The 25,790-nt window shown below is 67.5% G+C and carries 32 protein-coding genes and 3 pseudogenes; 19 read left to right on the top strand and 16 right to left on the bottom strand.

Going from position 1 to position 25,790, the window contains the following annotated elements; translation table 11 throughout:
- Positions 1-217, top strand: a pseudogene (locus ACTWQO_RS45790) (hypothetical protein); the annotation flags it as partial.
- 189 nt (positions 218-406) lie between these two features.
- On the opposite strand, the gene ACTWQO_RS45785 reads toward ACTWQO_RS45790, so the two are convergent.
- Entirely contained in the window at positions 407-1,135 is a 729-nt protein-coding gene (locus ACTWQO_RS45785) for a hypothetical protein (RefSeq protein ID WP_443243329.1), read from the bottom strand.
- Between the two features lie 234 nt (positions 1,136-1,369).
- On the opposite strand from ACTWQO_RS45785, the pseudogene ACTWQO_RS45780 reads away from it, so the two are divergent.
- Positions 1,370-2,605, top strand: a pseudogene (locus ACTWQO_RS45780) (IS256 family transposase).
- Positions 2,606-2,681: 76 nt separating this feature from the next.
- Positions 2,682-3,341: a hypothetical protein gene (locus tag ACTWQO_RS45775; protein WP_443243328.1), complete on the top strand. Its 660-nt coding sequence runs from the start codon at positions 2,682-2,684 to the stop codon at positions 3,339-3,341.
- 137 nt (positions 3,342-3,478) lie between these two features.
- Here the strand turns inward: ACTWQO_RS45775 and ACTWQO_RS45770 are convergent, their stop codons facing one another.
- Entirely contained in the window at positions 3,479-3,895 is a 417-nt protein-coding gene (locus tag ACTWQO_RS45770; protein ID WP_443243327.1) for a hypothetical protein, read from the bottom strand.
- The gene (locus ACTWQO_RS45765) at positions 3,892-4,419 is read right to left on the bottom strand and encodes a hypothetical protein (RefSeq protein WP_443243326.1); all 528 of its coding nucleotides are present in this window, start codon (positions 4,417-4,419) and stop codon (positions 3,892-3,894) included. Before ACTWQO_RS45765 ends, ACTWQO_RS45770 begins: the two co-directional genes overlap by 4 nt.
- Positions 4,420-4,882: 463 nt before the next feature.
- Between ACTWQO_RS45765 and ACTWQO_RS45760 the strand changes: the two genes are divergently transcribed.
- Positions 4,883-5,140: a VOC family protein gene (locus ACTWQO_RS45760; protein ID WP_443243325.1), complete on the top strand. Its 258-nt coding sequence runs from the start codon at positions 4,883-4,885 to the stop codon at positions 5,138-5,140.
- Positions 5,141-5,306: 166 nt separating this feature from the next.
- Entirely contained in the window at positions 5,307-5,438 is a 132-nt protein-coding gene (locus ACTWQO_RS45755; protein WP_443243324.1) for a hypothetical protein, read from the top strand.
- A gap of 41 nt (positions 5,439-5,479) precedes the next feature.
- On the opposite strand, the gene ACTWQO_RS45750 is transcribed toward ACTWQO_RS45755, so the two are convergent.
- The 6 genes and pseudogenes from ACTWQO_RS45750 to ACTWQO_RS45725 all read right to left on the bottom strand — a co-directional run bounded on the left by ACTWQO_RS45750 (position 5,480) and on the right by ACTWQO_RS45725 (position 9,507).
- A complete protein-coding gene (locus ACTWQO_RS45750; protein ID WP_443243323.1) occupies positions 5,480-5,986 on the bottom strand; it encodes a hypothetical protein in 507 nt (168 codons plus the stop codon).
- A 124-nt stretch (positions 5,987-6,110) separates the two neighbouring features.
- Positions 6,111-6,263: pseudogene (locus tag ACTWQO_RS45745) on the bottom strand (phosphotransferase); the annotation flags it as partial.
- Between the two features lie 250 nt (positions 6,264-6,513).
- Positions 6,514-7,341 carry a class I SAM-dependent methyltransferase gene (locus tag ACTWQO_RS45740; RefSeq protein ID WP_443243322.1) on the bottom strand — a complete coding sequence of 276 codons (828 nt, stop codon included), beginning with the start codon at positions 7,339-7,341 and terminating at the stop codon, positions 6,514-6,516.
- Between the two features lie 242 nt (positions 7,342-7,583).
- Positions 7,584-8,393, bottom strand: coding sequence for a hypothetical protein (locus tag ACTWQO_RS45735; RefSeq protein ID WP_443243321.1), 810 nt, complete (start codon positions 8,391-8,393; stop codon positions 7,584-7,586).
- 11 nt (positions 8,394-8,404) lie between these two features.
- Positions 8,405-9,292, bottom strand: coding sequence for an XRE family transcriptional regulator (locus ACTWQO_RS45730; protein WP_443243320.1), 888 nt, complete (start codon positions 9,290-9,292; stop codon positions 8,405-8,407).
- Complete coding sequence (locus ACTWQO_RS45725; protein ID WP_443243319.1) at positions 9,289-9,507, bottom strand: hypothetical protein; 219 nt, start codon at positions 9,505-9,507, stop codon at positions 9,289-9,291. Before ACTWQO_RS45725 ends, ACTWQO_RS45730 begins: the two co-directional genes overlap by 4 nt.
- Before the next feature lie 409 nt (positions 9,508-9,916).
- Between ACTWQO_RS45725 and ACTWQO_RS45720 the strand changes: the two genes are divergently transcribed.
- From ACTWQO_RS45720 to ACTWQO_RS45705, 4 genes are all read left to right on the top strand, one after another.
- On the top strand, positions 9,917-10,423 hold the full coding sequence (locus ACTWQO_RS45720) for a hypothetical protein (RefSeq protein WP_443243318.1): 507 nt from the start codon (positions 9,917-9,919) through the stop codon (positions 10,421-10,423).
- A 310-nt stretch (positions 10,424-10,733) separates the two neighbouring features.
- Complete coding sequence (locus ACTWQO_RS45715) at positions 10,734-11,621, top strand: hypothetical protein (protein ID WP_443243317.1); 888 nt, start codon at positions 10,734-10,736, stop codon at positions 11,619-11,621.
- 297 nt (positions 11,622-11,918) lie between these two features.
- Positions 11,919-12,995 carry an IS110 family transposase gene (locus ACTWQO_RS45710; RefSeq protein ID WP_443243316.1) on the top strand — a complete coding sequence of 359 codons (1,077 nt, stop codon included), beginning with the start codon at positions 11,919-11,921 and terminating at the stop codon, positions 12,993-12,995.
- A gap of 193 nt (positions 12,996-13,188) precedes the next feature.
- Positions 13,189-13,857, top strand: coding sequence for a peptidase E (locus ACTWQO_RS45705; protein ID WP_443243315.1), 669 nt, complete (start codon positions 13,189-13,191; stop codon positions 13,855-13,857).
- Between the two features lie 224 nt (positions 13,858-14,081).
- Here the strand turns inward: ACTWQO_RS45705 and ACTWQO_RS45700 are convergent, their stop codons facing one another.
- Positions 14,082-14,273 carry a hypothetical protein gene (locus ACTWQO_RS45700; RefSeq protein ID WP_443243314.1) on the bottom strand — a complete coding sequence of 64 codons (192 nt, stop codon included), beginning with the start codon at positions 14,271-14,273 and terminating at the stop codon, positions 14,082-14,084.
- A gap of 226 nt (positions 14,274-14,499) precedes the next feature.
- Positions 14,500-15,444 carry a LysR family transcriptional regulator gene (locus ACTWQO_RS45695; RefSeq protein ID WP_443243313.1) on the bottom strand — a complete coding sequence of 315 codons (945 nt, stop codon included), beginning with the start codon at positions 15,442-15,444 and terminating at the stop codon, positions 14,500-14,502.
- A 290-nt stretch (positions 15,445-15,734) separates the two neighbouring features.
- Between ACTWQO_RS45695 and ACTWQO_RS45690 the strand changes: the two genes are divergently transcribed.
- Both ACTWQO_RS45690 and ACTWQO_RS45685 read left to right on the top strand, forming a co-directional pair.
- A complete protein-coding gene (locus ACTWQO_RS45690; RefSeq protein WP_443243312.1) occupies positions 15,735-16,040 on the top strand; it encodes a DUF6355 family natural product biosynthesis protein in 306 nt (101 codons plus the stop codon).
- 193 nt (positions 16,041-16,233) lie between these two features.
- Positions 16,234-16,608 (top strand): peptidase inhibitor family I36 protein, encoded by a 375-nt coding sequence (locus ACTWQO_RS45685; RefSeq protein ID WP_443243311.1) that lies wholly within the window; start codon positions 16,234-16,236, stop codon positions 16,606-16,608.
- A 129-nt stretch (positions 16,609-16,737) separates the two neighbouring features.
- Here ACTWQO_RS45685 and ACTWQO_RS45680 read toward each other — a convergent pair whose 3' ends face one another.
- Genes ACTWQO_RS45680 through ACTWQO_RS45670 form a run of 3 tightly spaced genes read right to left on the bottom strand, consistent with a single transcriptional unit; the run spans position 16,738 to position 17,574 of the window.
- Positions 16,738-17,109, bottom strand: a complete 372-nt coding sequence (locus ACTWQO_RS45680; RefSeq protein ID WP_328499688.1) for a fic family toxin-antitoxin system, toxin component — start codon at positions 17,107-17,109, stop codon at positions 16,738-16,740.
- A complete protein-coding gene (locus ACTWQO_RS45675) occupies positions 17,106-17,363 on the bottom strand; it encodes a hypothetical protein (protein WP_307841093.1) in 258 nt (85 codons plus the stop codon). The genes ACTWQO_RS45680 and ACTWQO_RS45675 overlap by 4 nt, the downstream gene beginning before the upstream one ends.
- Before the next feature lie 4 nt (positions 17,364-17,367).
- Positions 17,368-17,574: a hypothetical protein gene (locus ACTWQO_RS45670; protein WP_443243310.1), complete on the bottom strand. Its 207-nt coding sequence runs from the start codon at positions 17,572-17,574 to the stop codon at positions 17,368-17,370.
- A gap of 288 nt (positions 17,575-17,862) precedes the next feature.
- Between ACTWQO_RS45670 and ACTWQO_RS45665 the strand changes: the two genes are divergently transcribed.
- On the top strand, positions 17,863-18,402 hold the full coding sequence (locus ACTWQO_RS45665) for a hypothetical protein (RefSeq protein ID WP_443243309.1): 540 nt from the start codon (positions 17,863-17,865) through the stop codon (positions 18,400-18,402).
- Between the two features lie 263 nt (positions 18,403-18,665).
- On the top strand, positions 18,666-19,226 hold the full coding sequence (locus tag ACTWQO_RS45660) for a zinc-binding dehydrogenase (RefSeq protein WP_443243308.1): 561 nt from the start codon (positions 18,666-18,668) through the stop codon (positions 19,224-19,226).
- Positions 19,227-19,397: 171 nt separating this feature from the next.
- Here ACTWQO_RS45660 and ACTWQO_RS45655 read toward each other — a convergent pair whose 3' ends face one another.
- Complete coding sequence (locus ACTWQO_RS45655) at positions 19,398-19,967, bottom strand: YrhB domain-containing protein (protein WP_443243307.1); 570 nt, start codon at positions 19,965-19,967, stop codon at positions 19,398-19,400.
- Positions 19,968-20,247: 280 nt separating this feature from the next.
- A complete protein-coding gene (locus ACTWQO_RS45650; RefSeq protein ID WP_443243306.1) occupies positions 20,248-20,904 on the bottom strand; it encodes a hypothetical protein in 657 nt (218 codons plus the stop codon).
- Between the two features lie 487 nt (positions 20,905-21,391).
- On the opposite strand from ACTWQO_RS45650, the gene ACTWQO_RS45645 reads away from it, so the two are divergent.
- The 6 genes from ACTWQO_RS45645 (at position 21,392) to ACTWQO_RS45620 (ending at position 25,584) form a co-directional block, all read left to right on the top strand.
- The gene (locus ACTWQO_RS45645; protein ID WP_443243305.1) at positions 21,392-21,934 is read left to right on the top strand and encodes an MOSC domain-containing protein; all 543 of its coding nucleotides are present in this window, start codon (positions 21,392-21,394) and stop codon (positions 21,932-21,934) included.
- A gap of 166 nt (positions 21,935-22,100) precedes the next feature.
- On the top strand, positions 22,101-22,532 hold the full coding sequence (locus ACTWQO_RS45640) for a transposase family protein (RefSeq protein WP_443243304.1): 432 nt from the start codon (positions 22,101-22,103) through the stop codon (positions 22,530-22,532).
- A 487-nt stretch (positions 22,533-23,019) separates the two neighbouring features.
- The gene (gene rsgA / locus ACTWQO_RS45635; protein WP_443243303.1) at positions 23,020-23,268 is read left to right on the top strand and encodes a GTPase RsgA; all 249 of its coding nucleotides are present in this window, start codon (positions 23,020-23,022) and stop codon (positions 23,266-23,268) included.
- Between the two features lie 339 nt (positions 23,269-23,607).
- The gene (locus tag ACTWQO_RS45630; RefSeq protein ID WP_443243302.1) at positions 23,608-24,279 is read left to right on the top strand and encodes a DUF4097 family beta strand repeat-containing protein; all 672 of its coding nucleotides are present in this window, start codon (positions 23,608-23,610) and stop codon (positions 24,277-24,279) included.
- Between the two features lie 43 nt (positions 24,280-24,322).
- Positions 24,323-24,823 (top strand): hypothetical protein, encoded by a 501-nt coding sequence (locus tag ACTWQO_RS45625; RefSeq protein WP_443243301.1) that lies wholly within the window; start codon positions 24,323-24,325, stop codon positions 24,821-24,823.
- Between the two features lie 83 nt (positions 24,824-24,906).
- Entirely contained in the window at positions 24,907-25,584 is a 678-nt protein-coding gene (locus tag ACTWQO_RS45620) for a VOC family protein (RefSeq protein ID WP_443243300.1), read from the top strand.
- Positions 25,585-25,790: the final 206 nt, after the last annotated feature.

Here is a 25,790-nt window from a genome sequence, read left to right as displayed (position 1 = left end):
CGCATGCGCGGCCGCGACCTCGGACGGGTTCCCGCCGCCAACACCGGGGAATGACCAACATCAACTGAGAACACGAGGTCCACTTTTCATCTGCTGCCCGTGGTCCACGATTCAGCCGTTACCGACACTCGCAGTCGACCCCACCGAACGGGCCGCGATCACCGGCATCCTCAGCACATGCCCGAACATCAACGTCGAAGTCACGCTCGCCCGGTGAAATGCGCGGCTCCGGCCCGTCGCCACGGGGGAAGACGACGGGCCGGAGCCGCCTCCATATTCCGGGGAACCGCGGCCCGCTCCGGCAGCCTCAGAAGCTGTGTCTGAGCCCTGCATGACAACCGGGCAGGGTCCTGACGTGGCGTTCAGCACCGTTTGGGCGGATTGCCCAGGGGTCGCCGTCGGCTCATTATGTGTCTGTCGAGATCCGGAACCTTGTGCACGTCGGTCCTCGTTGTGTGCGCTGCGCGCACTCGTCCTCGGTTCCATCGACGGCGTTGAGGGCCATGATGCTGATGCCCGCTGCCTGTGACGGAGGTGACATCACCATGCTGACCCGTTGCTCGACCACTCCCTTGTCGTTAGGTCTGAGTTCACTCGAGTAGGCATCGACGCCTTCTTGGACGGGCGTATCCAAGTCCGCCTGTACAGCGGTTACAGCCACCTCGATGGTTCCCCAGGCTTGGACGCCGTCAGCATGAACGTTGAAACTCACTTTCAGATTGGACCTAGGGCCGTCGATTTTGACGTCGGTGATCGTCGGCCGTCCATTGCCCCCAGCGGCCTCGGCCGCGCCGACTACCGCCACGCTCAAAGCCGCCATGTAGAAAACCACCCCGAGCACGAGCACAGCGGTCTCCCACAGATTGCCGCGCCGCGTGGGGTGGAGGAGCAGAGCCACGATGCTGCACACGATGGCGAGGATGGCGCAGAGGGAGGACACGTAAATGGGCCCTGAGTCGTTGTTGAGTGCAACGAACACGAGATCGCTGCTGAGCCCAAGTGCGGTCATGACCCCCGCGACAGTGACCAGAGCGCCGGCCAAGACCTTGGCCACGCCATCCAGGCGCTTCCCAATCACGGCTTGGATCCCTTCGGGAGTTCCTCCGTCGCCGCCCGTCTCCTGAATCCCGCTCACAGCGCCCCTCCTTGACAAAGGTTCAAGCAGGACCACAGCACACGCCATCCGCCCTCCCCAGTGGACAGCATGCTTCGCGCTAGAACCCCGACGGCGCTCAGAAATAGGCCGAACGGAGGAATGAAGACCAGCACGCTGCCGCTGCCGTTCGGAACGGCGACCATCGACGCCCAACCGAACGGCAAGCGGGATCACCACAGCACTTCATGGCGCCGCGACCTGCGGAAAGGAGATGTGACACAGCTTCTCAGCGTAGTGAATGCCGACGGTTCTACCGAGTCCGGTTCCCTGATCGACGAGATCGTCCGCGAGGGCGCCCGGCGGATGCTCGCCGCCGCGCTGGAGGCTGAAGTCAACCAGTACATAGCCGAGTTGGCGGTCCAGACGGACGGGGCCGGGCGCCGCCTGGTAGTCCGCAACGGCCACCACCGGCCCCGCACCGTGACCACGGACCGGTCGAGGTCACGGCCCCGCGTGTGAACGACAAGCGGGTGGAAACAGCCACCGGAGAGCGGATGCGGTTCTCCTCGAAGATCCTTCCGCCGTGGTGTCGCAAGTCGCCCAAGGTCAGCGAGGTGCTGCCGCTGCTCTACCTGCACGGGCTGTCCTCAGGGGACTTCGTGCCCGCGCTGGAGCAGTTCCTCGGCTCGGCGGCCGGCCTGTCGCCGGCCACCGTGACCCGGCTGACGAAGCAGTGGAGCGACGACCACGCCGCCTTCCAGCAGCGGGACCTCGCCGAGTCCGACTACGTGTACGTGTGGGCGGACGGGGTTCACCCCAAGATCCGGCTCGGGCAGACACACTCCTGCGTCCTGGTGCTGATGGGAGTGCGCCTGGACGGCACCAAGGAGCTGATCGCGCTGGCTGAAGGGCTGCGTGAGTCCACCGAGTCGTGGGCCGACCTGCTGCGCGACTGCCGCCGGCGCGGCATGCGCGACCCCGAGCTGGTCGTCGGCGACGGCGCGATGGGCCTGTGGAAGGCCCTCGCCGAGGTGTTCCCCGCGGCCCGCCACCAGCGGTGTTGGGTCCACAAGGCCCGCAATGTCACGAACGCCCTGCCGAAGTCCGCACAGCCGGGCGCAACGAAGGCGATGCAGGAGATCTACAACGCCGAGGACCGCACTCACGCCGAGAAGGCGATCGAGGCGTTCGCGAAGACCTACAGCGCGAAGTGGCCCAAGGCCGTCACGAAGATCACCGACGACGCAGAAGAGCTCCTGGCGTTCTACGGCTTCCCGGCCGAGCACTGGATCCACCTGCGGACCACGAACCCCATCGAGTCGACCTTCTCCACGGTCAAGCTTCGCACCAAGGTCACCCGCTGCCCTGGCGATGGTGTTCAAGCTCGTCGAGTCCGCCCAGGCCCGCTGGCGCGCGGTCACCGGAGCCAACCTCGTCGCCCTGGTCCGCGTCGGCGCCACGTTCGAAAGCGGCGTCCTCGTCGAACGCTCCGAGGCCCACGCGGCGTGATCCACCACGACCGGTCCATAGGATCTGCCTGACATGTTTCCTGCCAGACCTCTCCTCGATGGACGGGTGACCGATCATGGGTGAACCGCACCCGCTCCTGACGTTCTTCCTCGACGCGGCCGACGGTCGGTTTCCGCCCGTCGACGGCCGGGTGACCGTCCTGCCGCCCCTGCCCGCAGGGCTTGAGTGCTCGGTCGCCTTCACTGGCCACGCAGTCGTCGCCACCGCCCTGACAGACGGGGCCGTCCACGACCAGAAGCCGGACGGTTTTGGCGCGTCACTCTCCCCGGATTTCTTGCGCCACCTAGCCGGCGGCAATGGTTGGATCGGCGTCACCGACGCCACGCTCACCGCCCGCGGCACCGGCGGCTCACCGCGCCTGCAGCCGCTCGCCGACGCAGACGATCACCCGCGCGTGCGCCACGCCCGGGAACTGCGGAGCAACGTCACGATTCATGGTGACGAACGCGGCCTCATCACCCTGGCCGACGGCCTGGCAGGCCGACGAGAGTTGAGCATCGAACTCCACCACTCCCACAACGACAGCCACGGCCACGGACGGTCCCTGCTCACCGACGCCCTCTCGCTGGTCCCCGAAGGCGAACCAGTCTTCGCCGCCGTCTCACCGGGCAACGCCCGCTCCCTGCGCGCCTTTCTCGCCTGCGGATTCACCCCCATCGGCAGCGAGGTAGCGCTCCGCCCCGAGCGGGAGAAACCAACCGCCACCCTTCGATGAGACAACCAATCGATCCACAACTATTGACTATTGCTCCCCCATCGCTGCGGCACGGGTGGCAGCCGCCAGCCACACCCAGAACCCGCCTATATCTCAGTCGAAGGCAGATACGCGATCAACTTCAAGATGGTGGATCTTCAACGTGCCTGGAACCAGAAGTCTGAGATGGGCCACCCAAACATGGCGGAGCTGTACGCCACACCCCATGCGCAGACAAGCAACATCAGAGGGACCCGGGTGAGCAGTGGCCTGCCATAGGCCGAGCTGCGTCGTTCTCCGCCTTGCGGTGCCCGGGTGAACAGACGCAACCGCCAGTAGCGCAGAACGATGTAGAGCAGCACAACCGGTGCGACAAGCGGAGACCAGACGGACCACCACATCCCCAGAAGAGTGGTGGCAGCCGCCTCCCGGAACTCGGCGATGCCGCATGTCCGGCACAAGGTGGCTGCCACCGTGTCCCGGTAGAAAGTGAATCCGATACAGCGGAACCTGGTGAAGGTCATGTAGCGCGCCGGGCGCGCCCCACAGTCGCCACACGTCATCTCGTAGTTCATCGCGCCGACGTGCTCCCCGTCCGCAGTGCGAACCCGGTGATGACGCCTTCCATGTAGCCGACTCCGGCCCCGATGCCCAGGACGGCCCATACGGACAGGTCCGGATGGGCCACCAGCACCAAGGGAATCGTACTCAGACCGACCGCGGTCCCGACGAACGATGCGATCAAGGAGATGTTCACCCACGACGTCAGCCGATCCACCGTCGCACCGATGAGACGCAACATCACATAGCCAGCCAGGACTATGGCGACTTCTTGGCCGGTATTCGCTCGGGGCCATGCGATGACGGCGGCAACAATCCCGCCGCTGTAGATAATGACCGTCGTGACGGTGGCGAGCCGAGCAGCCGGAACAAGAGGCAGGTTATTGACAGCATGCCCAACGACGAAGGCGCCGAGGGCGGCAACGCTCACAGCGATCAACATGCCCGGCCACCATGAATGAACAAACGGATCAGTCAGCGTCATCGCCGACAACCCGAGCATCACACCGACGATCTCGACACGCGGACGGTTCGTCATCCCCGGCCAGTCCTTTGCTGTTGAGGCGGCTGTCCACGAGATCAGCCCGTCGAGCGAGGAACGTAACTCAGGGTCGCCGGGACCCGTCCCGCGTCCGGGGTCGGTCGCCCGGGTGGCTGCCGCGCAAAGAGCTGACGGATCCTCACCAAGCTCTTGACCGTCCCTGCCTGCCCCCGGCCTCCCTGCCTCTCTCTGCGGGAGCAACGCTCATTACCTGTGGATCGGCTCGGGAGGGCACTCGCGAAGGTCGTACCTTCCCGAGTGATCGATTGACTGGTATCGAGTAGGTCGGCGTTGCCGCGGGTCGGTTCGTCCGTTCCTGAAGGGAGTCCTGTGGCATCCATCAAGGACACCGTCTTCGACAGCCCTCACCCGGCTTCGGCTGCCCGGTTCTGGGCGCAGGCCCTGGACGGCTACGAGATTTGCGCCGTACGACGAGGAGGAGCTGGCTCGGCTGCGTTCCATGGGCATCAACGACCCGGAGGACGACCCCACGGTCCTGCTCGTCCACACCGACGGCAGGCTGCCCCGCCTCTTCTTCCAACTGGTACCGGAGGGCAAGCGGGTCAAGAACCGGGTTCATCTCGACCTGAGCGCGACCGATGCGGCCGCAGAGGTCGATCGGCTGTGTGCGCTGGGGGCAACGGTTCAAGCTGAGCGTGAGGACTGGATCACGATGCAGGATCCCGACGGCAACGAGTTCTGCCTCATGCGTTCGTGAGCGGAACCACGTCCCGACCATGAGGAGCAGCGGCCTTCGGGGGCACACCTCGAAGCTCCGCCGGCATGGCATCGGCGCCGCCCTGGTCGTCACACTCGCCGAACGTCCCACCGCCCTCATGACGCAATCGAGGCAACTGATCCACAGGTATTGACAATTACTCCACGTGGAGCGGCGGGAAGACGGCACCGATGTGAAGCTCGGCGTGTGGCTGTCGAACACGAAGTCCCGGCGCGCCAAGCTCATCGCAGCCAAGCTCTCTGTGCTCGCCGCCCTCGGGCTCGACTGGGCAGCATGACAGCATCAGCAGAGCCACTGCGATCGAGGGAACAACGGAGCCTACAGACCGTATGGGTCACGCTTGTTGCCCTGGATGCGCAGCATGATCACGGTGCGGGGGCGGGAGTCGCCAGCGGGACCGGGGACGGTGCGGACGTGGACGCAGGCTGGCACCGAGGCCAGGCCCTTGGGTTTGTCGGTGAGGTCGAGGACGACGAGGAAGTTCACGGGCGGCCCGTTGACCTGGTAGGAGATGGCCTGGTCCAGGAAGGCGTTGGCGTAGGCGTCCCAGGTGGGGGTCTTCCAGTCCCGTTTGAGTTCGAGGGTGATGAGTTCGTCGTGAGGGCGCCAGGCGATGTCGACGCGGCCGGCTCCTACGTTGCTGACTTCCAGGTCGACGCGCAGGCCTTGCCCGCGTAGGAAGTCGCGCAGGTCCCGGCCGAGTTCCTTCTCGAGTGGCTTGTCTTCGTCTTTCTTGAGCTGTCGGAGGTACTTGCGGGCGTCGCCGCCGAACTTCTGAGTTTCGTTCAGCCGTAGGTCCAGGAAGCGCAGCAGGTAGAGCAGCATGCGGTCGATGTCGGCGGGGAACTGGCCGGTGTAGCCGTCGGGACACTGCTGGCGGAGCTCGGCTCGGGTTGTTCGGTAGGCGGTGGCTATAGCGGGGATCTCGTCAACGGGCTCCTGGGCTTGCCATGCGCACGGCCAACTCGTCCCCGAGACGCCACATTTGGTTGCCCCAGCCGCCCGCCACCTCGCGGATGGCCAGCCCTGCAAGGTCTGGATGTTGCTCCTGCAGCAGGTCGCGCACCAGGTCTGCGGTGATCTCGATCTCGGTGTCGGTCATGCTAAGTCACAGTACTGAGGCGGCAGGCGGAGCTGCTCTCGCTCTCGGGAAACATCTCGCTGTGATTCCTCTGGCATCACCGATTCGGTTTCAGAGAGCTGCAGGTCAGAGGCTTGGGACGCAACTGCCCCAAAGTTCAGAGAAGGCTGCGTCAGGTGCTCACTCCTTCGACCCGATCCAGCCCAGCGGAAGACCCCTCTCCAGCCGCTGACCAGGCCGCGGCCAGTAGTTCAGAAATGAGGCCCCGGCCTCACTCGGCGCGCTGTCCGACACGAAGGACGCTCAGATAACGGCGCGATGCTCGATCGCCCATCCGCGTGCGGATGCGCTCGGCGATGGCCTCGAGCAGAGGCTCACGGACATCCAGGTCGAGCCTTCGATACAGCGACAACGAGCGAAGGTGATCGGCAAAACCGACTCCGTCGAACCACTGGACCGTCGGGTACCACCGCACGATCGTCGGGCCGAACAATCCTCCGGGATCATCGACCAGGCCCCAACCCTCGTCGGTGGTGCGCACATCCTCCTCCAGCGGCGGATGACCCCAGTCGGGGTTCCCGGGACAGAACCGCTCGTGGAGATCGGCGGTCTCGGCATACGCTTCCGGCTCTCCCGGCCTGCGGACAACGACGTGGCCGAGCAGCGCCATCCAACCCCCGGGAGAGAGCACGTCGTGCGCTCGCCGCCAGCCGATCGACGGGTCGACCCAGTGCCACGATGACGCGGCCACAAGAACATCGAAGCGCCGACCGCGGTCGTCCCACTCCTCAAACGTCGACGTCTCGACTTCGGCGTTGCCGAAGGAGGCGATTCGGTGGCGAGCGAGTGCGGCCATGTCCGCGCCCGGCTCAACTGCGGTCACCGAGCATCCGAGCGCTGCCAGCGAGCGCGTGGCTTGACCGGTACCGCAGCCCACCTCCAACACCGACGACCTTTCGCCCATCCCGGTGACGGCGCCAAGGTCCGCGAACAGCTCATCGGGGTATCCCGGCCGGACCCGGTCGTACAGCTCCGGCACCTCATTGAACACTCGCCCGAGGTCGTGTCGATTCGGGGGCATCTTCGGATCATCGGTCACGAGGGCACAAGCTATGAGGCTCGTCCATGGAGACGCCATTGGTTTACCAACCACTGACGCGCTATCGCCGGCAGTTCAGAGAAGTCACCAGACCGAAGCTGATCGCACCTGACCAGATCGTCCGGGGCATGGCAGACCTCCGCAGTACGCCCCGAGCCCTCTCAGCCTAGAAGCACCACCGGCACCAGGCACCTTCACCGTATCCATCCGCCACCACAGCGGCTTTTGGTGTGCTGCTGGCCTCATCCCTTGGCGCCTTCCACAGCGGCATCGCGGGCGCGGATGCCGGCGGTGCGGTGGTGCTCTCTCCGGCTGGGCAGGGCGGGGTTGAAGACGGGGGCGGCGCGGCGGGTCCAGGGCGGAGTGGCGTCGAGGATGAAGGTGACGCGGTCGGCGAAGCGGGGCTCGGGGACGGGGATTTCGACGCCTGGGTGGCGGCGCTGGCCACGGGTGACGGCTTGGGCGACGTAGTTGGTGATGGCGTCGGCGCGGTGGGTGCGGCGGCGCTCGCCGGGGGCGGTGAGGTGACTGAGTATGCGCAGGACGGTGTGGACGCTGGCGTCGAAGGTGAAGTGGTGCAGGGGCGGGACTCCGGTGACGGTGAGGGGGTCGGAGTCGGCGGCCGCGTCAAGGCCGGTCTGGTCGTACCAGAAGGCGGCAGCGTGGGCCTCGCCGCGGGCGTGGTGGTGCAGGGAGAGGCAGTAGGCGGCGGGGGTGTTTCCGGCGCCGGCGGCGTACTGCCACCAAAACCGTGCCCCGTCGTCGACGCCGGCGAGGTGGAGTGCGCAGCCCAGCAGCCAGGCGCCGGGGGGTTCGGGGAGCTGGTCGGTGAGGAACTCCAGCGCGCCGGGGGCGACGGTGGTGACGACGATTTCGCAGAGGTCATCAAGATGCCGGGTGGCGGCGTTGTCGCCGGCCGCGTCCTCGGGCAGCGGGGCTTGTTCGGGGTCGGGATCGAGGTAGGGGGAGTCTTCGTAGGCGACGGTGTCGGCGGGGACGCGGGGGTGGTGGTGGAGGCGGGCGCGGGCGAGGAGGGCGTCGACGGGGGTCATGGCGGCTGGGTTCACTCCCGGGTGCTGGGTGGGCTGAGCAGGCATTCGAGGGCGGCGCGGGCGTGGTGGTCCACGGCGCGGGCGATGGCGGGGCTCAGGCCGAGGATGTCGGGGATCTGGTGGGCGGGCATCTCGCACAGGTAGCGCAGCACCGCCACGTCCATCTGGTCGTGCGGGAGCCGGCCGATCGCATCGAAGAGATCGACAAGTTCGCTCAAGACGACCAGGTGGTCGGGCGACGTGTCGTGGACCTCGGCGGTGGAGAAGACCGCAGTGCGCAGGTCGGGGGCGCCGTCGGGGAAACGGTGGGCGCGCGCCATGACGCGTGAGCGCAGCAGGTGCCAGGCGTAGCGGTTGATGTTCTCGCTGGTGGCGGCCTGACTCCAGCACAGCCACAGGATGTCGAAGGTCTCCGCCACCACCCAGCGGGCGCGGTGCTCGGTGAGCAGGAAGGCGCGCGCGTAGGCGGTGTAGGCGTCGGCCACCGCCTCGGTGAACGCCTGGTGGGCTATCGGCGGGGCCTCCGGCTGCACAGCGACCTGCTCGATGCACTGTGCGATCCAGCCGGGCGGCTTCTCCGCCTCGCGTGCCGCCGCGCTCCACAGCCGGCGCATCGGCTGCACAGGCAGCCCCAACGCGCGGATCACACTGAAAGTGATCTCCCAGGCAGGGTAGTAGCCGTTGCCGCGCAGCAGTTCGCTGATACGGGTCTTGGAATAGCCGGAGCGGTCGACCAGGTCGCCCAAGGTCAGGCCACTGGCAAAGAGGAAGCCACGGACCGGCTCGAGCCAGGCCCGGTGCGACAGACCCGCATCCTCGGAGATCGGGGCCGGCTTGCGGCCCCGCTTGCCGTAGGCATCCGGCGGGGGCGGCTCGCCGGCGTCGGGGGACCAGATCATCGGGGCGGCTCCTGTCCGCCGCCTGCGGCGGCGGGCCCTGCGGGAGGCCCGGACCCGTCGGGCGCGGTCAGGGCCTGAACGATCTGCTGCACGAGCAGGCCCAAGGACGGGAGCAGAGCGGCCACGGCCGCGACCTGTCCCAGCACGGTCATCACCGTGCTCCACGTGAGGACCGCCACCAGAACGACAACGGTCACCACCTTCTTACTCGACATCGCATCGGATTTCTGTGAGCGGGATGCACATCAACAGCCCTCCCCGACAGCGGTGCTGAAGCGCCGTCAGGAAGGCGACGCCAGCATTACGCGCCCGCCCCGCACCCCGCCACGTGATCATGGACTTACGGAACAATGCGAGGAACGAGCCAGGCCCCGCTACCCCCCGCCACCCTCACCCCACGGCAAGAACGACAGATATTTCAACCCTTTGAGGGTGAAACGTCACTTCTGCCCACGCCCGGCCGCGCATGCCGCATCATGGAAACCTGGGGCGCCACTCGACGCCGCACCACCGTGCGGTCCCCTGTGCTGAAGAACCACCCAAGAGGGGACCGCACGGCGCCCCCTCCCCCAAACCCCGCACACGGGCACCAGCAGCGCGCCGCCGACCCCAGGGTCTTCACACGTGACGACAACCCGCTTCGCGACGCACTGCAGTTGGGACGCCGCCACTTCGACACCGTGGTACTCATGGGCCGCCCAACCTGGCCGCAACGCGAGCTCGTGGACCACTTCATCGTGCTCGCCGCCAAGCAACGGCACCCCCGTTGCCGAGACCCTCACCCACGGCGCGGTACCGGAAGAACGCCAAGAACATCCGCTCACCCCCGAGCAGAATGCCGCGCTGCTGCGCGAGCGGCACCTCACTTTCCTGTACCACCGCCCGTCCGCATTCCTCGGCATGATCACCGGCAGCCGCAGACTGCCCGCTGCCGAGCCCGAACCCGGCTTCGTCCACGCGGTCGAAGCCAACATGGCCGCCGCCCGCATCCCGCTCCTGGGGCACGTCCACGTCGGCGACCACGACCTGGCCACGCACACACGCCGCAGAGACCATGCAGACGTGGTGGCTGTCTCCCCACTCGACCCCGGCGTCGAACAGGCCGCGAAGACCATCACAGACCGCTGGTAGCCACCCGGGGCTGCGGCAACCGCTCGGTCGCTCATCTCGGCCCGGCCTGTTGAGGGGGGCAGGACCATCAACATCATCGTCGGGGTGGGTGGCCAGTGGCATGCAGTGCGTGTCCCGGGCAGATACCAGCGCCGCGCGGCGGTAGCGTCCGGGCACCGGTCTGCGAAGGACTGGACCGTGTGTCGGAGCTGTCCCGGATGCTTCGCGGCACCGACAGAGGGTGTGGGGCACCCACTTCGCGCCCTTGTTGACCTTCCAGACGCGCATCGCGTGGTGATCCAGCCGACCGGGCGGCGACGAAGGAATCACCGTGCCCGCCTCGTTGCGCCGTCAGGCCGCCCGCCTCCGCGCCTCCTACACCAGGGAGACTCCCTCCCTCGCCGCCCCCGGCATCGCCCGCCACCGCCACAACGCTCCCGCCACGGGCATCGGCTTGGGCCTCGACGTCTGCACCGCTGCTCAGCGGCGGCTGCGCGCGCTGCTGGCCCTGGGCATGTTCAACCACGGTCCCTCCAGCCTGTGGCCACGCCACGTCAGCCTTGCCGATATCACCCGCTACACCCTGGTCATCTCCCCCCGCTACGACGACCTGGTGATCACCGCACGGGCCCCCTACAACGTGGCCTGCTGGCTGGTCGGACGCGACAGGCTCCCGCAGATCGGGCTGCCCGGGCTGCGGGTGGAGAGCTCATACGACGAGGGATGGCGCCTGCGTCACCTGCCCACCGGCGCCACCATGACCGTGACCGGAGACCACCACGGCCGCCTGCAAGGCCCGACTGATCCAGACAGCAACTACTCCCGCCTCTGGACAAGCAACATCCCAGTCAGCGACGAGGAACACACCACCCTCAACGCGCTCCCCCACCTCACCGCCGACACCGAGACCCTGCTCGCCGCGCTGACCATACGGCTCTGCACCCACGCCCCAGACGCCGGCTGGGACATCGGCACATGGTTCAACGACCTCACCGACCGGCCCGACCGCGGACACGCCCACCACCGCCGCCTGTCCGTCGAAAGCGACCAGTGCACCCTCCACTGGGACTCCGACCCCCACCCCGAAGACCTCCAAGCCGCTCTCACCGACCCCGTCATCGGGCTAGCCGGCGCCACCAGCCACCCGACCCGTGGCGGATGGCTCCTGCACTACGGACGCGCCTGCCTCACGGCCCATCCGGAGGCGTACAAGGCCTGACAACTGTGAGTCTCTACCTGGCTGGTCCGGGACCGGCTGGCAGGGTTGGCGTCGGTCGCCTCGTCGCTGTCGTGACTCGTGACAACAATGGCCCCAAAGGTGCCTTGCTAATGAACTGTCCAACAGCGGCGGACGGCCGGCGCCGACCCGGCCCACCTCGGTGGCCTGATAAGAAGCCTGCCCGACCCCCAAGGGGCCGTGGCCCATCACAGTTCTGCCTCGAAGTGACCTCTCCCGGGCACGGCGTCGGTCCGCAGCGACCGTGATCACCGTCTCCCGGAGAGGAATCCCGATCGCGTGAACACCATTGTCGCCCACGCGCATTCGTTCGTCATCGGCGTCGACACCCACGCCAAAACCCACACCTACGCCGTCCTCGCCGCGAACGGTGAGCACCTGGACACGGAGACATTCCCCAACACCCACGCCGGCAGGGCTCGTGCGATCAGCTGGGTCGGACGCCGCACGGGCGGGGACCTTGGCGCCCTCTGGGTGATCGAAGGCATCGGCAGCTACGGAGCCCAGATCGCCCGCCAGAGCGCACTCGCCGGCTACCAGGTGGCCGAAGCCGCCCGCATGGGCCGCGGTGGGCGCCGCGGAGTCGGCAAGTCCGACCCAATCGATGCCCGTCGCATAGCCGCCGCCGTGCTTCCCCTCCCCGAAGAACAGCTGCGCAACCCGCGGATGGATGAGGGGATCCGGGCGGCAGCGCAGGTCCTCCTCACTGCTCGGGACGGGCTCACCGGCGAGCGAACCAGGGCTGTGAACGCCTTGACCGCCCTCGTGCGCACCTCTGACCTCGGCATCGATGCCAGACGTTCCCTCGGTGCCAAGAAGGTTGGCGAGATCGCTCGTTGGCGCCCCCGCGAGGAAGACCTCGCCACCGCGACGGCCCGCACCGAGGCAGTCCGCCTTGCCAAGAGGATCCTCGTCCTCGACGCAGAGATCACGGACAACATGAACCAGATAGGCGAGCTGGTCGGCGCCAGCCCTGCCGCCGAGCTGCTTGAGGAAATTGGTATCGGCCCCGTCACCGTTGCCACCATCTTGGTCGCCTGGTCTCACCCAGGGCGGATCCGCAACGAGGCCGCGTTCGCCGCCCTCGCCGGAGTGAGCCCGCTCCCCGCCTCCTCGGGCAACACCACCCGCCACCGGCTCAACCGCGGCGGCGACAGGCGTCTCAACCGCGCCCTGAACGTCATCGCCATGGTCCGCATGGTGCATCACCCTCAAACCCGCGCCTACGCCGACCAACGACGCACCGAGGGCAAGACAGACCGCGAGATCCGCCGCTGCCTCAAGCGATACCTCGCCCGACGCTTCTATCGCCACCTCAACAGCGCCGCTGCGGCGATTGGGGTTGACGGGATATAGAAGCTTCGATGGAGTGCCAGCCAGGTTCCGCTGGGAGAAGCCGATGCTGCTATTGAGGCTGAGGGCCTGGCAGATCCAGTGCTCGGCGTCACGGAGCTCGCCGCGGTCCAGTTCCTGATGCGGCCGTGCCATGACGGTATGGGTGGATCCTGGGTTCGTTGCGCGTGCCCGTCAGCCGTGCTTGGCTCGCCCGATGGACTTTCTGTTGACGGCGAGTGGCCTGCGCAACGAGACACTGCGGGATGCGCTGCGGGACATGCTGGGAAAGCCGTTCGGATCGGCGAACGTCGTGTTCGTTCCCACAGCATCAGTCGCCGAGCCCGGGGACCACGGGTGGTTCGTCGAGGACATGAACCGGCTGCACCGGCTCGGCTGGCGGGAGTTCGACGTCCTGGAGCTGAACGGCCTGCCCCGGCAGATGGTGCTCGACCGGCTGCTCCACGCCGACGTCATCTATGTCGAGGGCGGCAGCCACTACCACCTCGCGCGCAGCATCACCGGCAACGGCCTGGCCGACGGCTTCCTGGAGGCGCTGGAGAACCGGGTCTATGTGGGGGTGAGCGCCGGATCAATGATCTTCAGCCGGAATCTCACCGCACACTCCGCCGACGTCATCGGGGACACCACGGACCTCCACGTGCTCGGCGCGACGACCGTGGAGCCGCCGTTCGGCCTCTTCGACTGGTATCTCAAGCCCCACCTGTACTCGCCGGATTTCCCCGAGCGGGACGACGCCTGGGCTGACCGCATCACTGCGCGGGCGGACTTCCCGATCTACTTCATCGACGACGAGACGGCCGTTCGCGTCAGGGATGGCAAGGTGGATGTCATATCTGAAGGGCGGTGGCGGTTCCGTCCGTGACTCAACGCGTGGTGGGGAGCCCCGGGATCGCAAGACCGAACCGGACTGTACACATCGGTCCGGTGCCGGGGATGCGGGTGTGTGGCAGGCGTACCTCTGTCTTGATCACACTGCGCTGACCGGAAACCCATCTGCTGACTTGGGAGTTCCGCCGCAACCCTCTGAGCGCGGGCCCGGCTTCCCGGCCGGGCCCGGCGGCGCCCTCACGGCAGCCAGCGCCAGCGCTACTGTGGGCAGCCGCCGGAGCAGAGGGTGGTGAACTCTCCGGCTCCGGTGGGGAGATGGGAGGCTTCCCAGGGCAGCGGCTTGGTGGGTGCGGTGCGGCCGGGCTCGGCTGCGGAGGCGCCGGATACGAAGCCCATGGTGAGTGCCACGGCGGCCAGCAGGCCGGCGGACAGACGAGCAACCGTACGCATGAGTGTCTTCCCCCTTGACTTGAAGCCGGGCGGCCAGGTCAGGCCGCCCTTGCTCCCATCCTCGCTCCCCGTCGGGCTCACCTGCCATACGCCGACTGTCCGCCTCCGCCGTTGTGCCGTCCGGACGGCACAACGCTAGACGCGGGCACTGACAACGGGGCGGTGCCGGCCCGGCCAGTGCCGCCTTCAGGGTGCCCTGTCCCGGAGCACCGGAGTGTGCGGCGGGTCAGTGACCAGGGTGCTGGGAGTACGTACGGGCGGCGTGCCGGGCGGCGGTGATCGTGGGCGCGTTACGGCGGGCGGCGAGCCAGGCCAACGACGAGGCGGACGGGGCCAGTCCGGCGACGTCCACGTACCGGACGCCGGGGCGGGGGAAGAAGTCACGGGCGGCGGCGGGGAGGAAGCACATGGCCTCGCCGGCGGCCACGGTGTGGAGCAGCGCTTCCATGTCGGGGACGACCGGCCCGTACTTCACGGGGCTGCCGTCGGGGCGTGGGTCCACCGCCCAGAAGTCCCGCCACACCCGCGGTAATCGCTGTGGCATGCGGACCACGGGACGGTCGGCGAGCTGCTCCAGCGCGACCCGCGGCAGGGCCGCCAGGGGGTCGTCGGCGGGCAGGCAGGCCACCCGTGGTTCGGAGGCCAGGTGATGGGTCTCTATACCGTCCGGAACGGGCGGGCGCAGGAAGACCACATCGACTTCCTGACGGAAGAGTGCATCGATGTGGTCGACGAAGTTCGGAGTGACCACCTGGATCTCCATCCCGGGTTGCCGTTCCTTCAGAATCCGCAGGACGGCCCGCGTGTGCGGCATAGCGGCCTCGGCCCCGATGGTTCCCACAGTGAGCCTGGCGGAGAGCTGACGGGACTGCGCACCGGCGACACGGCGGAGCCGGTCGATGCCCGCGACGGCCTTCCGGGCTTCGGGAATCAGCGCCTCTCCGGCCGTGGTGAGTTCGACCGTGCGACTGGTACGGCGGAAGAGCTGCACCTCCAGCCGCCTCTCCAGGTCGCGGATCTGCTGGCTGAGAGCGGACTGGGAGATGAACACGCGCGCCGCGGCGCGGCCGAAGTGCAGCTCCTCGCCCAGCGTCAGAAACAGCCGTAACTGGTGAACGCTGGGTTCCGCGACGCCCACAAGTCTCGTTCTGGCCCCCCTGCCTGGCGCCATAACGTCCTCCTTATCGTGTGGCGAGGAATCTCCATGATCGAACCCGCTGACAACCATGGCGCCCTCCTGCATCCTTCTGATGTCGCCCGAAGCGCCGGAGGAACCGGCGGACACGGGCGATGTCCTCCCAATGTCCGCACGACGGCAACAGGCACTGTCTGCCGGGCATCTCGCATGTCGCACGTGTTCCTCCGGCACCCCGTGCCCCGGCCTCGACACCGGTGCTCGCCACGGGAGAAGAGCATCACCAGCTGGACATCGTTCCGTTGGACCAGTCGTCAAGGAGTTTCATGGGTAAGAAAGTCAGCAGTCCGCTGCGCATCGCCGCGGCCGTCCTCAGCGCCGCTGCCCTCGTCGGCACGGCGCTCACCTCAACCGCCCAGGCCGCGCCCGCGGGAGACGTCTCCGCCATGGCATGCGGCTACTACGAGGCGGGGGGCACCGCCTACTACGGCCACTGCGGCACCAATCGCATCATCATCGAGATCGATCTGGACTGGACCACGACCGAACGCTACCAATGCGTCGGACCGGGTGAGACCAACCTCGGCAGTACCGACGACATCGACTTCGCCCACTACGTCGGGGACTGCTGACACACAACGACAGTCCGCCCAGGCGGTCGACACCGCCACAGGACACAGCGGAAACACCGCGGTGCCATATGCATCACCGCACGTGCGGACCGGGGAGGCGGACATGCCGACGCAGGCCGCCCGCCTCCCCCACCCGGCCGCACGGCACGACCACCACCGACCACGGCAAGAGGTTAGGTTTCGAGGACCAGTCATGCGCGTTCGTACCGTGAGCATCGCCGCCGCCTCCGCCGCCTTCGCGGCGGTCTTCGCCTCCGCGCCCAGCGCCTCGGCCGAACCGGACCCGCCGGGCTGCCCCCGGGGCTATTTCTGTGCCTGGCAGGGTCCGGACCGCACAGGCCCCATGGTGGTCAGGACCGCGGGGAACTGGAGCGGGTGGGCGTACTACCAGTCGTTCTTCAACAACGGCTACCCGTCCCCCGGTTACGACCACGTCGACATCCACTACGACTGGCAGGGGCTGCAGGACAAGTTCTGCGTCTACTACAACCCCGGCCCCGGCACGTACAGCGGCAATGTCTCCCCAGGCGTCGTGATCACGGGAGTCACGTGGCGCGGGGAGTGCTGACGCGCGGCCTGACTGACGTCACGAGGCCTCTGGCGGCGCCGTGCCGGGCAATCAGCGCGAGCGACGCCACCACTCTCCCCCGGCCCACTGAGCCGCGGTGGCCTGAGGCGATCACCACCCGGATCGGGATCAAGGTTTCCAGGTGCGCAGGAAGGAGGTGATCCGGCCTGCAGTGCAGCGCGGGTTGTTCAGCTCGTGGGCGAGCGCAGTGAGTTGTTCGCGGGTGGGGTTGACGGGGATGTTGCTGGCCTCGAGGTACATAACGGCGACGGCGCAGGCGACGGTGAGGTTGGAGCGCTCCAGCCAGCGGCAGCGGCCCAGGGTGTGCACCAGGGCGGCGGCGCGGGCGTAGGCGCCGTCGTAGACAGGGGTGTCGAGGAGTTCGCCGCGGTGGCGGGCGACGGCAGCGATGGGGACGCCGTAGTCGTCGACGCTGGGGTCGTGGTGGCCGGCCCGTTCCGCTACTTCGAGGATCCAGGATTCGTCGACGTGCAGGATCACGCGGCGGCGCCCGACTGCGGGTCGGCGTACGGGGCGTCGAGCTGCCGCTCCAGATCGTCGAGGAATGTGCCGTGCTCGTCGATGAGGCGCTGGGCGGCCGCCATGCCAGCGGCGCGGGCGCCCGTGGTGTCCTCGATGATGAGGCGCTCCACGTACTTGTTGAAGTCGAGCCGACGGGCGTGCGCGGCGGCCTTGCCGGCCGCGAGGACGTCCTCGTCCAGCCGGACCTGTGTCTGCTTCTTCGTGGAAGTCACACCATCATGGTAGCAGGGTGGTAGCAGTCCAGGGCGCACCGCCGGGCCGTGGAGGCAGCGATGTCCCGTACGTCTCGTCGAAGCAGTCGTAATGCTCCTGGAACCACCACTGCCACAGCCGCAGCAGCCCGAGGGACGCGACCATGGCGGCGTGGCCGAGCGCGTTGTCCGGCGGGCCGCTCGGAGTGGGCGGCAGCGGCACCTCGGCCACGAGTGGGCACGCTGGCCGCCTCGGAGCGCCATGAACCCCGCATGCGACCGCACCCAGGAGCCGCTGGTCAGCCTGCGCGCGGCCGTGATCCTCCTACTGGCCGTCCATGTTGCCGTCTCTGCGGCAGTGCTCACCCTTCTCTCCGGCAGCCCGTGGCCCGCCGCCGTGTTATCGGCTGACCTCCACCGTGGGGTGGCCGAAAGGCCGCCGTTGCGCAGACTCCTCCGCATACCCCCACAAGAACGGCGGGCAGAGTCGTCCAATACGACAGCCGCAAGGGGGAGTTGGATGTCACTGGACTGGGGGATCACCGTCACCACTGTGGGCGGGGTGGCCGCCACGCTGATCGGCGTGGTGACCGGCACAGTGCTCAGCAGCCGCAGCAACCGCATGCACTGGGCACGCGACCAGCAGATCGCCGCCTGCTCGGCGATCGTCGCCGAGTCCACCCGGATCCAGCTCGCGCTGCGCCGCGCCTGGAAACACGGTGATCCCGTGGACTGGGTGGCCTGGAACGTCGCGCTGGGCACCATCTGGCTGGTCGGCAGTCCCGCAGTAGTCGATGCCGCCGCGCGCGTCGACGAAGTGTTCTGGGAATGCAGCGACCAGTTCATCCGACAGACCGCATCGAATGAGCATGTCTGGGGGGAGGCGAGGGACCGCATGGAAGCAGCACGGCTGCACTTCATCAACACCGCGCGCCGCTACGTCGATCCCCAACGCGCCCGCCTCACCCAGACACCCGTCAGCAGGCCGCCCCGACCGAGCACCGCCGGCCGCACCCGCGGCCCAGGACCGGACAGCACCCCTGCACCCGGCACCGTGTGACCGCCACCCGCGGGGTGTCGCCCGCGCCGCTCTGGCCGCGAGACAGTCGTGTCAGCAAGCTTCTCTGCGACGAACTCCGAAGATTCTTTTCTGGGTATCTATGCAGTTCAGAGCGGCGCATGGCCCGTTGATGCTCTCGCTGGGACCCATGGGGGTGGAGAACTTTGCGCTGGCCGACGTCTGTCTCTGTGAAGCACTGAGTGCGCCCGGACCTCTCGTCCGGTGGGCCGGGTCAATCAACCGGTCCCGGGGCGCTCGACGGCATGGTGGTGCTCGCCGCGGGCGGGGCCGGGGCGGTCGGGCACGCGGTGATCCAGCTCGCCCGGTGGGCCGGCGCCACCGTGATCAGCACGATCAGCGGCCCGGAGAAGGCCCGGCTGGCCACCGCCGCCGGGGCCCACCACGTGATCAACTATCGCGAGGGAGACCCGGTCGCCGAGATCCGCAAGATCGCCCCGGACGGCGTCGACATCGTCGCCGAGGTGGCGCTCGGCGCGAACCTCGCACTGGACCTGGCCGTGCTGCGGACACGCGGCACGATCTCGACCTACGCCAACGACGGTGGCAAGCCGGTCGAACTGGACGTGATGCAGAACATGGCGCTGAACACCCGCTTCCAGTTCCTGGTGCTCTACACGGCCGGACCGGAGGCGCGCGCCGCGGCCGCCGAGGACGTCGTCGCCGCGATCCGCGCCGGCGCCCTGCCGGTCGGCGAGGAGCACGGCCTGCCGCTGGTCCGCTTTCCGCTCGACCGCACCGCCGACGCGCACCGGGCGGTGGAGAGCGGTGCCGTCGGCAAGGTCCTGGTGGACGTCACGTCGTGACGCCCAGCCAGCCGCCGCGCGAACAAAGCGCCACCGCCACCTCACCGCGCAACGGGTCATGTCGGCCGTCCTCCATGCCACCTGGCCGCAGGGCAGACGCTGCCTACACGCAGCTCCGTGACGACGTCGAGGCCGCAGTGGCTTCCCAATGGAGAAGTCAACCCTCGCGAGTCACGTCGGCTGGCTGGGGTTTCCCCGCCGGATGGTCTGCACGGCGAGCACCGGGTTGATGGGTTCAACGAGTTGCTCGACGGCGACCGACACGAGGTGGGCTGGGGCATCGCCGTTGAGTAACGCGCTCACATACTCGAGGGCCTGCGCCGGGGATAGCACCGGCAGCCTCTGCCGTAGGGCGCGCACGGCATGCATACGCCCGCGCGTGGCGGCGACTTCGCGTATCTCATCGTGTAGATCGTGTACTGCGGTCCGGATGGCCAGCCCGCGGATGCGAGCACGGTAGTCCGCCTCCCACTCCCCGCCCAATGCGGAGACGACTCCGATCTGGTGCAGCCCTCCGTCGACGCGGTCGACCAGATATGGTCCATTGCCGGCCAGCATGGCACCGCGGTTCCGCGTGCGCACGAACTCCTCGGACTGCCAGTAGACGATCCACACCAACTCGTGCTCCTCGACATCCACCACAGTCACGCGCGTCAAGTCCACGCCACGAGCCGACCACCTCTGGTACTCGCGGTCCAGCTCTTCCTCGACGATGCGAACCGCGGCTTCTCGCTCAATCACGCGTGCAGCATCCCCTACGGCCCCTCCGCCGACGAGTAGTTTTCCGTGCTCGCAGCGAGCGAGGTGAGCGCCAGTGAACTACGCAAACATCTCCCGACGGGACCACGTGGCTATGAAGGCGGAGAGGCTGGAAAGAGATCCTCTTTCCAGCCTCTTCCAACGGCTAACAACCGTATCGGGACTGCACACGGGGCCGTGGCCACCACAGCCTCGGCCCCTGATCCCGCGCGCGTCGTTGAGGCTGCCGCCTCTAGCCGCCTACCTGGTGGCAGGCGTTACTTCAGATCCGGCGCTCATAGGCGCGGATCTCGGTGGCGATGGCGGCGTAGTCGGCGCTGTCGGGGTCGCCATGGAGCTGTAGGACGTCGTGGCCTTCAGCAGTGAACTCGTAAGTGACCTCGTGCCAGTAGTTCTCCTTGTAGGGGTCGTCGACGAGCGTTTTGAGGGCGCCGAGGTTGTAGGTGACGCGGGTGGAAGCCTCGCCGTTGACCTGGATCCAGAACTTGGCGTCCTTGTTGAAGTCTCCGCCGTTGTTGTGGCCGGCCCGCATCTTGACGGTCACGCGACAGCCGGGGGTGGTCAGGAGTTCCTGCTGGATCTCGCCGGCCTGGTTGCCGTTGAAGTTGACGGCCTGGGACATGTTGCCCGTCCTGGCGAACGCGGAGCTGAAGATGTCGATGTTGCCGCTGGTGACCGCCCAGCCGTCCAGGCTGGGGTTGCTTTCTACCCGGAGCCACTCGCCGGTGACGTGCGGGCCCAGGAAGCGGGGGTTGGCCACGTGCAGTTCCTGGCCCAGGCCGGTGTAGTAGGCGTTGGGCTTGGCCTGCGGGCTGTCGGACAGGTCGACGACTTTTCCTTGCTTGGGCACGCTGATGCCCTTTCCGTTGAGGAGGGTGTCCTCGTCGGCGTCGCAGGGGCACGACAGGCGTGCCGTCAAGGAGCGATCTCGTGTGTCGCAGTGGGCTTCACCGCCGGGCACGCTATTACCCAACAGCCGGTAAAGCTTGTCTCTAACGGCAGATCAAGCCCTGGTGAGGACAGTCGGAATGCTTCGCTCCTTGAGCGAACCGACGGATGTACCGATAGGCAATCGCGGATGCCCTTGATCGGCGAGTTGGTCGCCGGGGCGATCGCCTGATCAGGTGACCGAATAGCCCGAATGACCCTGATTCGCTCGGGTGCGGGTGCGGACCTTTCACCTTCGATGGCGCACGCTCAGGAATCGCTGGCACAGGACAGTGTGGCTGTCCTGTGCCAGCAGAGCCTGAGCTTGTCCTACCGTTCTAGGGCCTGTCCGATAGGTCATGTGACTTGGCGGGTTGCCGCCTTACGGCCTCACCTGCGATTGACCGTGGCTGCTGCACCCTGAGGCCCGAGGGTTAGGGTCGTGGCTGATCATTGTCACTGACGAGGGGGCTCCGAGGATGAGCGGGATCGTGACGGCAGTCAGCAGCAACGGCGAGTACTCGTTCACCAAGCCGAACCGGGACAGCATCACGCTTCTCGCCGGGCTCGGCGTCGAGGGTGACGTACATGCCGGCGTGACGGTCAGGCACCGCTCGCGGGTTGCGCAGGACCCCACCCAGCCGAACCTGCGCCAGGTCCACCTCATCCATGAAGAGCTCTTCGCCGAGGTCAGTGCACAGGGATTCAAGGTGGTGCCCGGTGACCTCGGCGAGAACATCACCACCCGCGACATCGATCTGCTCGGCCTGCCGGTCGGTACGCTGCTGCGCATCGGCGACGATGCAGTGCTGGAGGTAACCGGCCTGCGCAATCCCTGCCTGCAGATCGACAACTTCCAGGACGGGCTGCTGAAGCAGGTTGTCGGCCGCGATGAGGCCGGGAATATCGTCCGCAAGGCCGGAATCATGAGCATCGTGAAGGAGGGCGGCGCGGTGCGGCCGGGCGACACGATCAAAACGGAGCTTCCCAGCGGGCCACATCGGCCCCTGGAGCGGGTCTGAGGTCTCTCCACTGGCAGGCCGTGACACGGCATCAGCTGCGGGGGTTCTTGTGGTGTGAACATCAAGCATGCCCACATGGCCATGTCGCATCCTGCCTTCTGCGGCCTCTCGCGCCAGCATCTCGGCGAGTTGATCGAAGAACTCGCGCCACGCTGGGAAGCGCGTTGTGAGTCCGTTCGGCACGAACGGCGCCGAGTCACTCGGCGCCGGCAGGGCGGGCGGAGCGGGACCGAAGTACGAACTGGTCTTCATCGACCGCGTCTTGGCGACCCTTGTCCACTTGCGAACTGGCCTGTCTCACGAGGCACTGGCCGTAATCTACAAGGTGGGCTCCTCCACCATCGGCGAGATGCGCCCGCTGCTTGCCGAGCGTGGGTTCGCGGCGCCTGACCGGCCTGGTATTCGGCTGTGGACTATGGCGGACGTGTTCGCCTATGCGGCGGCCGAGAACGTCACATTGCGAATCGACGGCACCGAGACCCAGGTCCGCCGCCCGAAGGCGCACTGTCCCGGGCGCCGGGCCTTCATCTCCGGCAAGCGCAGGCAAAACACGATCAAGACCACCACGATCAGTGACCAGCAGGGCCGCACCCTGTGAAGATCCACCAACCTGAAGTAGCTGGTCGCAGGGCTAGTGTGGGTGAGTAATCTCGTGCTCGTACTGGTCGGGGGCGGTTATCCTGCGTCAAGATCGTCTGACGTCTGTGGTCGCCGGTTCCGTGGATCTGTCCGCGGGGATGGGACGGGGTTCCGTACGATCCGGCAGATGGCCGGGAATCTGGATCGCTGACCAGCTCCGGCAGCATCCCACGGTGAAGGCTGACGTCGACGAGGGGTACCGGGGCCTGGCCAGCGAGTTCCCCGAGCAGATCAGCGCACCGCCAAGAAGCGGAAGGACCTCGACAACGCGCCGCTGACCGAACGAGAACGTCACCACATGCACCACACGCTCACCCAACTCGGGAGCCATCTGCTCACCGGAGTGCTAGTGGGCTGAGTTGGCGTCACACGCTCTCCAACCTGATCCAGGGGATGGGGCGCAAAGTACCCGTCGGGCTGTCCGGCGTCGGCAAGTCGCACAGGAGGTGCGCGGCGACTTCGAGGGCCGCCACACCACCACCCACCGCGAACGCGTCCCGCTGCCCGACGGGGGCCTGCTCGTCGACACCCCCGGCATGCGCGGCCTGGCCGTGTGGGACGCCGACGAGGGCATCGACCGCGCCCTTCAGCGACATCGAGCAACTGACCAGCCGGTGCTGCTTCCGGTTCTGCACCCACGGTGCGGAACCGGGCCGGGCCGTGCGCGGCACCGCCACCGAGGGCGAGCTGGATGAAGACCGCCTCGGCGGCTGGCACAGGCTGCGCCGCGAGCAGCGCATACTCGGGCTGCGTCAGGGCGCCCGCATCCGCGCCGAGGACAAACAGTGCATCCGCTCCCGCGCCCTGACGGAACGCCCGCACCGCCGGGCCGGCCCCGGGGTCCGGCATAGCGTTCACTCCCATTCATTGCAATGAATGAAGCAGGTGCTGTTGCATTAGATCCAGGGTTGTTGCAACGATTTCTTGGCTTCCACCTGCATCGATGGTGAATATTCGCAACGATTCTGTTGCTAGATTATTGAATGCAACGTAGCGTTTCCTTCATCAGAAACGACGAGCCGAAGGGTCACACCATGAAGCAGTACGCCACCTCCGCCCCCATCTCCGTCGTCCTCGACATCCCCGCCGGGCGCATCCGCCTCGTCGCGGCCGACCGCACCGACACCACCGTCGAGGTCCTGCCCGCCGACGCCGCCAAGAGCCGCGACATCAAGGCCGCGGAGCAGACCGAGGTCACCTTCGGCGACGGCGTCCTGCGGATCGAGACCGCGGCGGCGAAGAACCGGGTCCTCGGGCCGTCCGGCTCCCTCGAGGTGACCATCCAGCTGCCTACCGGCTCCCGCGTCGAGGCGAAGGCGGCCGACGCCGAGTTCCGCAGCGCCGGACGCCTCGGCGACGTCACCTTCGAGGGCGCGCACGGCACCGTCAGGCTCGACGAGATGGCGAGCGCCCGCCTCACCCTCCTCGCCGGCGACATCGTCCTCGGCCGCCTGGGCGGCCCCGCCGAGATCAGCACCCACAAGGGCGACCTGCACATCACCGAGGCCGTCCACGGCACGGTCACGCTCGCCACTCAGTCCGGCGACATCGCCGTCGGCGCCGCCCGCACGACCTCCGCCGCCCTCAACGCCCACAGCGCCTACGGCCGCATCGACAACGCGCTGCGCAACACCGACGGCGCCGCCGCCGGTCTCACCCTCCACGCCACCACCCAGCACGGCGACATCACCGCCCGCAGCCTGTAGGCCCGTAAAAGCCCCTGACGCCCCGCCAGAAAGGAGCGCGCCCATGACGTCGCCACTCGCACACAGGCCCGGGCCGGCGACGCCGGCCGGCCCCGGCCCCCTCGCCTCGTTCCTGCGGTTCGTGCTCTTCGGCGGCGGCGTCGGAGTCCTCTCCAGCTTCGCGGTGCCGCTGCTGGCCGGGGCCCTGCCCTGGGCGGTCTCGAACGCGGTCATCACCGCCGCCTCCACCCTGCTGTGCACCGAACTCCACGCCCGCTACACCTTCACCCAAGGACGCGGCGCCGGCTGGCGCGAGCACTGGCAGTCGGCGGGCTCGGCCCTCGCCGCCTACCTGGCGACCAGCATCGCCGTGTACGCCCTGCATCTGGTGCAGCCCTCCCCCGGACTTATGACCGAGCAGATCGTCTACCTCAGCGCCTCCGGCCTGGCCGGCACCGCCCGCTTCGCCGTCCTGCGCCTGTACGTCTTCGCCGCCCGCCGCAACCAGGCCGCACCGCCCCTGAAACAGCACAGGACGGCGGCCGTCCCCGTCCTGGCTGCCTAGGTTCTGTCTGGCGGATCACTGATTGAGATGTGCGACGTTGCTTGTTTGACTCTCGGGCGACCCGAGACTCGCAAAATGGTCCCGTGCTGAGCATCGGGAGTTTTTCGCTGGTCACCGGTCTGTCGATCACCGCGTTGCGGCATTACGACGATGTCGGGCTACTGAAACCCGCCTACGTCGACCCCGACACCGGATACCGACGGTACCGGCCTGACCAGGTTGACGAGGCGCGCCTGTACGCGACGTTGCGCCGCATCCAGGTTCCCGTCGATGCCATGCGCGCGGTTGGCGAACACGGCGTCGGCACTGTGCTTGCCGAGCACCGTGAACGCCTGCAAGCCAGAGCCGACTCGCTGACGAAGCTCATCGAGACTGTCGATCGCTACATGGAGAAGGGGCTACCCGTGAAGACCCGCCGAATTAGCCAGGTCACCATCGTGGCCGATGACCTGCCTGCGTCGGTCGCGTTCTACCGCGACGCCTTCGACGCCGCCTACCACCAGGAGATCAGCTCGTTCCAGTTCGGCACGTACCCTGACGACGACTTCTTCCTCTTGACGGTGGCCAGCCCCGAATCACACCCGTGGCCCGGCGGGCCAGCCAAATTCGGCCTGGGCGTCGAGGACATCGACGCCGCGCATGCGCGTGCGCTCGCCGCTGGCGCCGTGGAGATCGGCGCACCGGTCGACAGGCCGTGGAAGCCACGGTCGTCGACCGTGCAGGATCCCGGCGGCAACCACATCGACCTGTACCAGGCGTGAGCACTAGACCAGCGCCGGTGGTATTACACGAAAGGTCAGCAGGACGACACCACTCACCCAGTGATCCACCGGACAGAACCTAGTACTGCAACGGTGCTTGTTCTGATTGCTGGGCAGTTTTCAGGGGCTGTGTCCGCGTCGTTTGTAGTGGCTGATACGGGCTTGGTGTTGGCGTCGTCGGCGCCATGTCGACCAGTGCAGGATGT

This window comes from Streptomyces sp. 4N124, from assembly GCF_052245395.1.
Taxonomy (GTDB): domain Bacteria; phylum Actinomycetota; class Actinomycetes; order Streptomycetales; family Streptomycetaceae; genus Streptomyces.
The sequence above is the reverse complement of the archived record's forward strand: the minus strand, read 5'-3'. Positions and strand labels throughout refer to the sequence as shown.